Raw genomic sequence first — 8,963 nt, 5'->3', positions numbered from 1 at the left:
ATAATCTTTTTCAGATTCAATCAATAATTGAACCGCTCTTTCTCTGATTTCAGGGGTATATTTTAATTTTGTCATCGGGATAGTCTCTCAGAATATTGACTCTCCGACAAACCCGGTACGGTTCACAAGGTTACACTTACCTTACATAAAGAAAACCCGCGGATAGCGGGTTAGTGATGCTTTACTTAGTTATTACAGACCTGGTCATGAGAGGTCTTAAGTCCAATATAAAGATTTAATATTTCAGAAGTAAGAAAGCTTTAGCACTGAATAGCATCTTTCTCTTTGTAGTGATCCAAAACCAAATCCATATCAGCCAAAAGTGCAACTTCAGAGTATTCACCGGGTGATAGCTTCAACAAGTTAGGCATATAGTTTTTTTCATACTCACGCGGGTAGTCTCTGCATAAGATTTTTACCCGTACATCTTGAGTGGTGAACTCTGAATCTAACTTTTCCAGATATTTGCTAAGAATATTATCTGAGTTCTCAAAAGCTGTAGTGGTGGCAATTGGATCTATATCTTCATCTGGTTGCTTCTGGCAGCCGGTAAAAGTCAAAGATAAGAGTAGGGTAGTAAGTGTGATGTATTTCATAGTTATAGGTTTGTTGTTATTGGAGTTTGAATTATATAGAGAATTTCATAAAAGAAAACCCACCGGAGGGGTGGGTTGTTTAGGGCTAATTTAGAAATTAAGCATAAAGCATCTGACTAAGCGGCTTAACAAGCGCGAAATCAGCAAGAACAGCCTGTTCAGATTTATACTTGTCATTCTCAAGATCATCAAGAATAACCATAAAGTCTAATCTATTATCATGATTTTGGGTGTCTACATATTTTCGAAGCAAATCATTCGTCCTACGCTTATCCACTCTCGCAAAATCAATCATGTGGTTATTAGAACCAAAATTAAACTTATATTTTCCACCTGACCTTCCTTGTACTTCAGGGCTAACCTCAAGATTGCCAAATCTTCTTTCCAATATGATCCGCAACTGGTCTAAAATTTTGGTAACATGGTCGGATTTTGGTTTAGGCTGAAATTCAATCATCATTTTAATTACATCACTGTAATCAAGTAAATCAAAAGTCAGCTCATCTTCGGTAGTGGTTGCGGTCAGGGCTTGATCCAATATATGAATGTTTTTAAAGCCAGATGCAAATTCGCGAGCTTTTTCAATAACATTAAAGTCAGCACTCCCTATAGACTCAGAAAAAGACTGAATATTTAAACCATTATCAGTAAGCTCGATGGTCCCATTAGGGTGGCGAAAAGCATTTAAAATTGCAGGTGTGCCATTTTTGAAAATAAAAGGCAAAGAGAAGGCGCAAAAATTCTCTTGTTCAGAAAATTTCTGTATAAATGAATCAACTATTAAATTTGATAATTTCATAGCAACTCTCCTTCAAATGGACCAATTATTTTTGATGAACTAAACTCAATATTTGCTTCACGAGCAAACATAGAGAAGTAGTCCGGCCAAGTATTAGTATTATAATCTAAATCTAATTGCGAAACGTTATTCAAAATGTGTAAATGAGAGCCATATATTTTTTTTCGCGTAGCTCTATCTACATGCGAGCGAGCTGTATTGGGATAAATACAAAGATCAATTATTGGGTTTGTTATTGAGCCTTCGCGCAGCAGAAGACCAAAGGTATGCTTCATATACCCTTGAGTTCGATTAGTTTCAAGCCTGAGGCTCAGGCCTGGTATGTTATCACCCAATTCATCATATACAGGCGAGGAGAATCTAGAGTATTGATGCTGAGAGCCCGTGGTCTGCATTATTACATCTTCAGTAAATATCTTTTTTACTGCTATGAGAAGCCTGGCTCTTTCTAAATCTATAATTGAACTTCGCATTTACCCTCTTTCAAATCCGTTAAGTAGCAATAGCCGCATATAGCGGCTTTTTATCCAGCCGACAAAAATTGATTTAGGATTTATAGCGCAGAATACTTCTCTAAAAACTCATCTATCCATCCTTGTGCCACTTCAAGATTAGTTATGTCAGTCAGCTTTAGATTGGTTTCTTCTGCTTCGTTAAAGCCTTCAATAATAGCTTCAAAGATATTTGCCTCACTAATGACCTCATGTGCTATTTCAGCAGCGTCATAGCTTTGCTTGGCCTTCTTAAGCGAAGCTATTTGCTTATCAATTCCTTCACCGATTTTACCTAATGCCAACTTAAACTCTTGACGATTAATTGTTAGTGCAGTTTTAGATTTATTGAGTGTTGCGATCATTGTGTCTTCCTCTTCAAGAGTTTTTTATTTATGAGGTTTTCTTGCTACAAGCCGCCTATAGCGTGCGGCATTATTTATAACTCCGTTCATGGCGAACCATTACACCAATTATCGATATTTTATGGTCTCTTGAAGATAGTGTTGGATAGTCTGGATTTAATGGCACCAATTCAAATTCTTCACGGCCATATTCATCATATCCAATTACCCGATACTTTTTGAAAGTTGCTTCATAGGATCCATTCTGGGCAATCACAAATGAACCGGGTTGTGGTGCTAGAGATGCATCAATTACAAGTGAGTCACCTGGTAAAAACTCGGGTGCCATACTCACTCCTTCGACTGTCAAACCAAATACGTCTGAAGGCTTTGCACTTTGATAAGTTGTATAAGTTCTATCTTTAGGATTGATACCGTCATAACCAACAGTTCCAAATAGCCCAGCTTGAACAAAGTCCAAAACAGGGATTTCCATAACTGGTAGGTTGTTAAAAATTACGTTACTGAAATCAGATTTTATTTCTTCATCAGTAGGTTTACCGATACCAGTAGCCAACCATTTTGAATTTACCTTCAGGAATTGAGCCGCACGAATCAGGTTGGGGCCTTCCATATTTTTAGATTTACCAGAAAGCCAATCACTAACGGATGGTGGCTTTACCCCGACGGCGCGTGCAAGTTCGACCCCCTTAATTTTCTTAGGTGGTAAAACTTCCATGGCATATTTAAGACGTTCAGCAAGTGTTTTCATTAGGAAATCCTAACACGAAATAAATTAGGTATCCCTATTGAATAAAAATAAGGAATGCCTAATAATTGGATTGTTATTGAGGAGAACAACATGAATGATGCACAGCTTATAGAAGCCCTTGGTGGGCCAGCTGCCGTTGCTCGGTTACTCGGGATTAGGGTTCCATCGGTAAGTGGATGGAAGAAAATCCCTACTGAAAGAAAAATCAGGCTTGCTGTTATTGCTGAAGATCGCGGCCTCTCGACCAGGAAGGAGCTTTTCCCAGATACCTATCAAGATATCTGGATTGAACTCCGAACAAGTGCTGTTGCTTAAAGGAAAAATTATGAGTCTTGAAAAGAAATCTACACATGTCCGTTTATCTCCTGAAATCCATGAGCGGGCAAAACTACTTGCCGAAATTAAGGGTAAAGACCTTGCTCAATACCTGGCGTATCTCCTAGAGAAGGAAATCGTCGGTGAGTGGCATGTACTTAATTTACAAGCAAAATCATTCGAGCGCTTGGGATTAGGAGCTTTAGTAAGGGATCTGTCTACAGACGTTAGCTTTGGAGAGGGATTGGAAGGGAATCACAGGGATTTAGACAAAGAAAAAGCCTGATGGATGAGATCAGGCTTTTTCAGTTCGTTAATTTCTAGAGGAAATCAAAGAATATGAAATCAAATTTAGCACATGAACCACCAATACCTCAAGGGCAAGTAGTTCATTTTCCAAAAAATGAGCGCAAAGCTATGTCGAATAAAGAAGAGCGCTACACCAAGATGCCAAATGGTTTAATTGACGGTCAGATCATGGCTCAGTTAAACGACAAGGCATTTAAGTGCTTAATGTTTGTCATGCGTCAAACCATTGGATTTGACCGTGTATCTCACCCAATCGCCATCACTCAATTTCAAAAATATTGCGGTATCAAAAAACGCGATACGGTTATGTCATGTATTCGTGATCTGGAAGAACTCGGCTTAATCAAAGTTGAGAGAACAACAGGCTGTCTAAGCGAATATCAATTTACTCCTGACCAGTACCGCGAAAAGGGACTAGTACCAAATGAAGGTAGTACCCTTAAAGGTGACGGGACCAGTACCACCAAACGGGACGGGACTAGTACCGCGAAAGGTGACGGGACTAGTACCGTTGAACGGGACCCTATTAAAGAAACACTTAAAGAAACATTTAAAGAAAACTTTAAAGAGAAAAACACGCAAGAAAATTCAGTTGACCAAGTGCTAAATCTCTGGACACCAGATTTACATTCTCTGAATTCTTGGTTACAGCGATCAGGTGAAACCCCGATGACCCAAGAACTGGTGAATCAGATTTTACTTGAAGTGAATGCTCACTACGAACCACGTTTGAACGCAGGCTTGATCACAGATACCCAGATGTATTCAAACTTCGTGAAGTGGATCAAGCGAAAGTTCACTCAAAAACAAAATTCACACTCTGCAGCACCCGCCCAAAACAACCGCAACGTAAATCAAAACTGGGGCCAGGTTCAACAATACGCACCCGCAACCGATGACATCGACTTGGAGGGCTTAGTATGAATGCAGCAGCTCTACTTGGTTCAAAAATTCAGATCAGCTCTGAATACTGTGACCGCCACCAGATGCAAAAAGTTCAACTGGGTAACCAGTCGATTTGCAAACAGTGTGCATCTGAAATCTTAAATCAGGCCCATCAGGATCATGCAGCCTCTGTCAATCAGATGGTTCGTGAAAAGCATTTTGAAGGCGCGAAGTTACCAGGTCGTCATGCAAACAGTGGTTTTAAGGAATACATCACCACTAACGATGGCCAGAAACATGCCAAAGCTCAGTGTGTGAAATTCACTAAAGACTTTCTGGAAGGCATCACTCGCAATCTGATTATGGTGGGTCGTACTGGTACTGGAAAAACCCATTTGGCATGCGCAGTCGCTCGCAACGTTCTGGAGGCGCGTAAATACGCCCGCTACGTCACTTCTGAAGATATGGCTAATGAGATTGCCAACGCTTGGAAAAAAGCCGATGACAACGAAGCCAACGCAATCTGGCGCTATACCGATTATGACCTTCTGATTCTGGATGAATATGGATTGCATGATCGCCATGAAAACCGCCTGCAACTGGTTCACAAGGTTTTATATGCGCGTTATGACGCAGGGAAGCCGACCATGCTGATTTCAAATATGACCAAGGATGATTTGGCGACTGATTTGGGTGATCGACTATGGTCCCGGTTCCAGCATGACGGATTGGCTGTGGTTGAGTGCAATTGGATGGATCGGCGTGTAGGGGGTGGGGTGTGAGTGATTTTAAAGAGGTGGCACATAGAACCGTGGCTGAGCTTTTCGATATGTTGAAAGAGGCAACACAAGAGCGGGACAGGCTTAAAGCTGAAATGAATGACCTGCTTGCCTTTAATGAAAAGCTAGACCGTGAGCGTAATGGGTATCGCAAAGATGCTCGCAAGTACGCCAAGAAAGTCCAAATGATTGCAAGCTTATTCGTTGTGCCGAGTGATGACCATGAATTAACACTCAAGGCCATTAAGACGATTGTGGAACGGGTGGGTGAAGCATGAAAGACCAAAACGATAATAAGACCGTGGATTGGGTTGAGGTCATGGCTTTGCGTTCAGCCTACAACCAAGGCCATAGAACCCCAGAAACACGTGAAGCAAATCGAATTTACACCAATGAGCAGAAGAAAAAAGCCAAGCAGGTGACAGCATGAAAAAGCGCAATAAGAAATATAACCCGAATAAGTTGGTCAATCTGGTGCAGCGTGAATCGCAAAAGCCTTATGAGCTTTGGATGAGTTTTGAAGCCGTGGAAGTGGAAGAAGCCTGTCAAAAATACAATGCGATGGGTTTAACCAAGTCGGAAGTAATCAACAAGATTTACGCGCTGCATGATGGTGACTTGATTGTGCCACTCATTAACGACCTGACCAAAGATGCTTATGAGTTTTTTGTGGGTATCGACTCGTATTACTACCACGAGGATGACCCGAGCAACATTATCGATGATGCGCGTCAGTTTGAATTGCCAGTGATGAAATGGGATGAATTCCGTGTTGGCGGTAATCCAGATTTAAAAATTATGGATGGCGACATCAAGCGCAGATGGAAAGGCATTAGTGAAGAAATGGATGACATTCACGCTGAATATCGAAAGAAGGGCTACAAGCTTTTCAAAAGCATGACTTACATCAAAACAGAAGTGACTTTCAAGGATATTGAAGCCTACAACATTTTCAAGGCTGAACGAGTGGTGCGAGGGATGTGTCGCAAGTATGAATTGCAAGGAGCAGCAGCATGAATTTAATCGAAAAATTGGGTTTGGAAAAGTGTAAGCAGATTGTGGATGGGGCGCCTGATCAGACCGCTAGTTACTACATGTATGACACGTATTTTAAATCTCAAAATCCTGTTGAGTGGTTTTACTGGGAGGAAAATCAGTGGAAGTTCACCAGCCACAGTAAAAGGTTTGAGAATTTCCTTATTAGCTTGAAAGACCTCCGCACCGCTCTAGCCGACCATGAACGCATTGATACGTGTAGTGATATTCGGAACCACATTTCCCCAAATACGAAGGTGATTGAGAGATGAGTGATTTTGAAAAGTGGTTTAAGACAACCGAAGCTTACAAAATGCTGGAAGAGCAGAATTATTTCAAAATGGATTTGTTCTTCTTCGTGGGGGCTAGAAATCAATACCGTCATAGCGGTGTTCAAGTTGCTTATCTGACTTGGCAGCACCAACAAGCCATCATCGACGAGCACACCGAAGTCATCAAGCTTCAAGACGCTGATTTGCGAAAGTATGAGAAGCAGATTGAGAGTTTGAAAGCCCAGATCAACAACATGGAGGCTTGTTATATCGAGAAGAAGAAGCAGGTTGAGGATGCATTGCATATTTTGGATGAGCTTTATCGAAAAGGGCTTTTTGCAAAACCAAAAGCAGTTTCTGAAGCAATAAATGTTCTGCGAGGTGAGTCATGAAACTGGGTGATTTTGGGTTTTTTCTATTTTTGATAGTTGCATTTGTCTCGCTGAAATTTGGCGACTCAATCAATCAGGCGATAGTGGGGTGCCAATGACATCAATCTCACTCGCTGAATATCACAAACAGTATGGCGGTGGTCGTAAGACTGCCACCAAACGCAACAAATTTAACGCTGTGAAGATCGAAAAGGATGGAATGACCTTTGATAGCCAAAAAGAGTACAAGCGCTATATCGAGCTTACAGCACAAATGCAAAGAGGTGAAATTCAGGATTTACAGTGTCAGGTCAAATTTGAGTTGGCACCGAAAGTAAAGATTGCAGGTGAGAAAAGAGCAAAGCCTGCTTTGAGATATTACGCAGATTTCACATACCTGAAGGATGGGGTGCAGATTGTTGAGGATGTGAAGTCAGCAGCAACAAGAAAGTTAGCAAGTTTTCGCAATAAGAAACACTTGATGAAAACAGTACACGGTATAGACGTTAGAGAGATTTGAGGGGGAATAGGGATGAATGCGACGGTAGCTGAAAAGATGACAAATATTGAATGGTTGGGGCAGCAGTTAAGAGCCAAAACAGCAAATTATGAAGCAGATACACCACCAACAAATGAAATCCCTGTCAATTGGGAAGATCGTTGTGGCGCAATTGCTTTAATGCCAAATGATGAAACCAAGGCTTATGCGTCAATTTTGGTATGGGGTGATTATCGAGACAATACGGATAATTATTCCGTGGTCACAAAATACATCTCAGATTACTTATGGCGTATGGTGCAAGAGGAAATGGATAAGCAGCGTGAAAGTTTTGATATGCCGCAATTCTGCAAACACATTGCACGTATGGAGCTGTTCTACTCATTACGTCCAAAGTTGCGCGAATACCATACATTGAAAGGCCGCTTAGTATTTTCAGGAATTGATTATATTGAACCAAATACTTATTCAAAACGCTATGCATGGCTAGGTAATGCAGTTGAACTTTTGCTCAAAGAGTTGAATGATGAGGTAGAGCATTATGCAGGCCAGTACCGAAAAAATTTAAGAAAATTGAGTGTTTGACATCCTATATGGATGTAAGGTATTCTTTTTCTATACTGGTCGTATTACGGTTCAACCGAGACCAAGTGTTATCTGATAAAATGTTGACTGCTAGGAAAGACTAGTAAAGGCTCATCGAAAGGTGGGCTTTTTTTGACATTGTTTGTTCATGAAAATAAGCGATAATGCCTTTTTGTTTTTGAGCTCTAATTGAAATGGCGATTTTAACTGTTAAAAAACTAGAAGATACTCTCGGTAAATTAGTGGCTGAAGGCGAAAAGCCTGAAAAGATTTTATTAGGCTATAAAGCGTATGGCGAGCTAATGAATGATCGTAGCTTTTTTGAGGAAGTGGCTGGCTCGGCAATGGATCCAAACAAACGAAAATATAAAAATATTAAGATTAAGGTTACTCAAGACGAATACCAGTTTGACGTGAAATGTCAAAAATAGGTTTAAGCATCAAGGAAAGCTCGCCAAATGGTGGGCTTTTTTAATATTTCTTTAATCAACAAGATGTCATACTTGGAACTATATTCAGAGCAAGTGAGTATAGTTGTGGAACGTAAAAATCTTATGTTTGTAGGCGGAATATTGTTCGCGTCCATATTTTTATTATTTTTCTGCTTCTATCAGTATAAGTCTGATAAAAAAAGACAGATTGAAAATCTTGAGAAGATAGTTGAAAAGATAGAGGCCTCCAAATAGATTTCTTGAGGCTAAACTGAAAGCTCATTTCAATATAGGATTTTTTTTGATGATTAGAATTTATTATTTGAAAAGAAAATTAACTCAAGCTCAACATTTTAGGACTTACGCATTGACGGATTCAAAAAAGTATTAAAATACTTTATAAAGTATCTGTGATCAGACGAATTAAACATGCTTCTACAGCAACTTGTACATTACCCATTTATATGGGCTTTCTCATGA

Annotated in this window: 17 protein-coding genes; 12 read left to right on the top strand and 5 right to left on the bottom strand. The window is 40.1% G+C overall.

Annotated elements, in window-relative coordinates; translation table 11 throughout:
• Positions 1-260: 260 nt before the first annotated feature.
• The 5 genes from FTT75_RS14865 to FTT75_RS14845 all read right to left on the bottom strand — a co-directional run bounded on the left by FTT75_RS14865 (position 261) and on the right by FTT75_RS14845 (position 3,002).
• The gene (locus FTT75_RS14865) at positions 261-596 is read right to left on the bottom strand and encodes a hypothetical protein (RefSeq protein WP_180186787.1); all 336 of its coding nucleotides are present in this window, start codon (positions 594-596) and stop codon (positions 261-263) included.
• Between the two features lie 97 nt (positions 597-693).
• Entirely contained in the window at positions 694-1,395 is a 702-nt protein-coding gene (locus FTT75_RS14860; protein ID WP_180186786.1) for a hypothetical protein, read from the bottom strand.
• Positions 1,392-1,868: a hypothetical protein gene (locus FTT75_RS14855; protein WP_180186785.1), complete on the bottom strand. Its 477-nt coding sequence runs from the start codon at positions 1,866-1,868 to the stop codon at positions 1,392-1,394. Before FTT75_RS14855 ends, FTT75_RS14860 begins: the two co-directional genes overlap by 4 nt.
• An 80-nt stretch (positions 1,869-1,948) precedes the next feature.
• The gene (locus FTT75_RS14850) at positions 1,949-2,251 is read right to left on the bottom strand and encodes a hypothetical protein (RefSeq protein ID WP_180186783.1); all 303 of its coding nucleotides are present in this window, start codon (positions 2,249-2,251) and stop codon (positions 1,949-1,951) included.
• A gap of 70 nt (positions 2,252-2,321) precedes the next feature.
• On the bottom strand, positions 2,322-3,002 hold the full coding sequence (locus tag FTT75_RS14845; protein ID WP_100357064.1) for a LexA family transcriptional regulator: 681 nt from the start codon (positions 3,000-3,002) through the stop codon (positions 2,322-2,324).
• 90 nt (positions 3,003-3,092) lie between these two features.
• Here FTT75_RS14845 and FTT75_RS14840 point away from each other — a divergent pair, with 90 nt between their 5' ends.
• The 12 genes from FTT75_RS14840 to FTT75_RS14785 all read left to right on the top strand — a co-directional run bounded on the left by FTT75_RS14840 (position 3,093) and on the right by FTT75_RS14785 (position 8,483).
• Entirely contained in the window at positions 3,093-3,317 is a 225-nt protein-coding gene (locus tag FTT75_RS14840; protein ID WP_100357065.1) for a Cro/CI family transcriptional regulator, read from the top strand.
• A 10-nt stretch (positions 3,318-3,327) separates the two neighbouring features.
• Positions 3,328-3,603 (top strand): hypothetical protein, encoded by a 276-nt coding sequence (locus FTT75_RS14835; RefSeq protein ID WP_100357066.1) that lies wholly within the window; start codon positions 3,328-3,330, stop codon positions 3,601-3,603.
• A gap of 53 nt (positions 3,604-3,656) precedes the next feature.
• The gene (locus tag FTT75_RS14830; protein ID WP_180186781.1) at positions 3,657-4,550 is read left to right on the top strand and encodes a replication protein; all 894 of its coding nucleotides are present in this window, start codon (positions 3,657-3,659) and stop codon (positions 4,548-4,550) included.
• Complete coding sequence (locus tag FTT75_RS14825) at positions 4,547-5,293, top strand: ATP-binding protein (RefSeq protein ID WP_005262240.1); 747 nt, start codon at positions 4,547-4,549, stop codon at positions 5,291-5,293. The genes FTT75_RS14830 and FTT75_RS14825 overlap by 4 nt, the downstream gene beginning before the upstream one ends.
• Positions 5,290-5,568, top strand: a complete 279-nt coding sequence (locus FTT75_RS14820; protein WP_005097167.1) for a hypothetical protein — start codon at positions 5,290-5,292, stop codon at positions 5,566-5,568. The genes FTT75_RS14825 and FTT75_RS14820 overlap by 4 nt, the downstream gene beginning before the upstream one ends.
• The gene (locus tag FTT75_RS14815) at positions 5,565-5,720 is read left to right on the top strand and encodes a hypothetical protein (RefSeq protein ID WP_005097166.1); all 156 of its coding nucleotides are present in this window, start codon (positions 5,565-5,567) and stop codon (positions 5,718-5,720) included. Before FTT75_RS14820 ends, FTT75_RS14815 begins: the two co-directional genes overlap by 4 nt.
• Positions 5,717-6,307 carry a hypothetical protein gene (locus FTT75_RS14810; RefSeq protein WP_180186779.1) on the top strand — a complete coding sequence of 197 codons (591 nt, stop codon included), beginning with the start codon at positions 5,717-5,719 and terminating at the stop codon, positions 6,305-6,307. The genes FTT75_RS14815 and FTT75_RS14810 overlap by 4 nt, the downstream gene beginning before the upstream one ends.
• On the top strand, positions 6,304-6,597 hold the full coding sequence (locus FTT75_RS14805; protein ID WP_180186778.1) for a hypothetical protein: 294 nt from the start codon (positions 6,304-6,306) through the stop codon (positions 6,595-6,597). Before FTT75_RS14810 ends, FTT75_RS14805 begins: the two co-directional genes overlap by 4 nt.
• Positions 6,594-6,989 (top strand): hypothetical protein, encoded by a 396-nt coding sequence (locus FTT75_RS14800; protein ID WP_180186771.1) that lies wholly within the window; start codon positions 6,594-6,596, stop codon positions 6,987-6,989. The genes FTT75_RS14805 and FTT75_RS14800 overlap by 4 nt, the downstream gene beginning before the upstream one ends.
• 94 nt (positions 6,990-7,083) lie before the next feature.
• Entirely contained in the window at positions 7,084-7,488 is a 405-nt protein-coding gene (locus FTT75_RS14795; protein ID WP_180186776.1) for a DUF1064 domain-containing protein, read from the top strand.
• Positions 7,489-7,500: 12 nt separating this feature from the next.
• On the top strand, positions 7,501-8,052 hold the full coding sequence (locus FTT75_RS14790) for a hypothetical protein (RefSeq protein WP_004279603.1): 552 nt from the start codon (positions 7,501-7,503) through the stop codon (positions 8,050-8,052).
• Between the two features lie 194 nt (positions 8,053-8,246).
• Positions 8,247-8,483 (top strand): hypothetical protein, encoded by a 237-nt coding sequence (locus tag FTT75_RS14785; protein ID WP_180186773.1) that lies wholly within the window; start codon positions 8,247-8,249, stop codon positions 8,481-8,483.
• The last annotated feature ends 480 nt before the right edge of the window (positions 8,484-8,963 follow it).

The sequence above is a fragment of the Acinetobacter sp. YH01008 genome (assembly GCF_013420435.1).
Taxonomy (GTDB): domain Bacteria; phylum Pseudomonadota; class Gammaproteobacteria; order Pseudomonadales; family Moraxellaceae; genus Acinetobacter; species Acinetobacter pseudolwoffii.
This window is presented reverse-complemented; position numbering and strand designations above follow the sequence as displayed.

Coding starts and splice junctions, on each gene's coding strand:
- FTT75_RS14840 (WP_100357065.1), top strand. CDS start 3,093: ATGAATGATGCACAGCTTATAGAAGCCCTTGGTGGGCCAGCTGCCGTT.
- FTT75_RS14850 (WP_180186783.1), bottom strand. CDS start 2,251: ATGATCGCAACACTCAATAAATCTAAAACTGCACTAACAATTAATCGT.
- FTT75_RS14785 (WP_180186773.1), top strand. CDS start 8,247: ATGGCGATTTTAACTGTTAAAAAACTAGAAGATACTCTCGGTAAATTA.
- FTT75_RS14845 (WP_100357064.1), bottom strand. CDS start 3,002: ATGAAAACACTTGCTGAACGTCTTAAATATGCCATGGAAGTTTTACCA.
- FTT75_RS14830 (WP_180186781.1), top strand. CDS start 3,657: ATGAAATCAAATTTAGCACATGAACCACCAATACCTCAAGGGCAAGTA.
- FTT75_RS14815 (WP_005097166.1), top strand. CDS start 5,565: ATGAAAGACCAAAACGATAATAAGACCGTGGATTGGGTTGAGGTCATG.
- FTT75_RS14790 (WP_004279603.1), top strand. CDS start 7,501: ATGAATGCGACGGTAGCTGAAAAGATGACAAATATTGAATGGTTGGGG.
- FTT75_RS14805 (WP_180186778.1), top strand. CDS start 6,304: ATGAATTTAATCGAAAAATTGGGTTTGGAAAAGTGTAAGCAGATTGTG.
- FTT75_RS14825 (WP_005262240.1), top strand. CDS start 4,547: ATGAATGCAGCAGCTCTACTTGGTTCAAAAATTCAGATCAGCTCTGAA.
- FTT75_RS14855 (WP_180186785.1), bottom strand. CDS start 1,868: ATGCGAAGTTCAATTATAGATTTAGAAAGAGCCAGGCTTCTCATAGCA.
- FTT75_RS14795 (WP_180186776.1), top strand. CDS start 7,084: ATGACATCAATCTCACTCGCTGAATATCACAAACAGTATGGCGGTGGT.
- FTT75_RS14865 (WP_180186787.1), bottom strand. CDS start 596: ATGAAATACATCACACTTACTACCCTACTCTTATCTTTGACTTTTACC.
- FTT75_RS14835 (WP_100357066.1), top strand. CDS start 3,328: ATGAGTCTTGAAAAGAAATCTACACATGTCCGTTTATCTCCTGAAATC.
- FTT75_RS14860 (WP_180186786.1), bottom strand. CDS start 1,395: ATGAAATTATCAAATTTAATAGTTGATTCATTTATACAGAAATTTTCT.
- FTT75_RS14800 (WP_180186771.1), top strand. CDS start 6,594: ATGAGTGATTTTGAAAAGTGGTTTAAGACAACCGAAGCTTACAAAATG.
- FTT75_RS14810 (WP_180186779.1), top strand. CDS start 5,717: ATGAAAAAGCGCAATAAGAAATATAACCCGAATAAGTTGGTCAATCTG.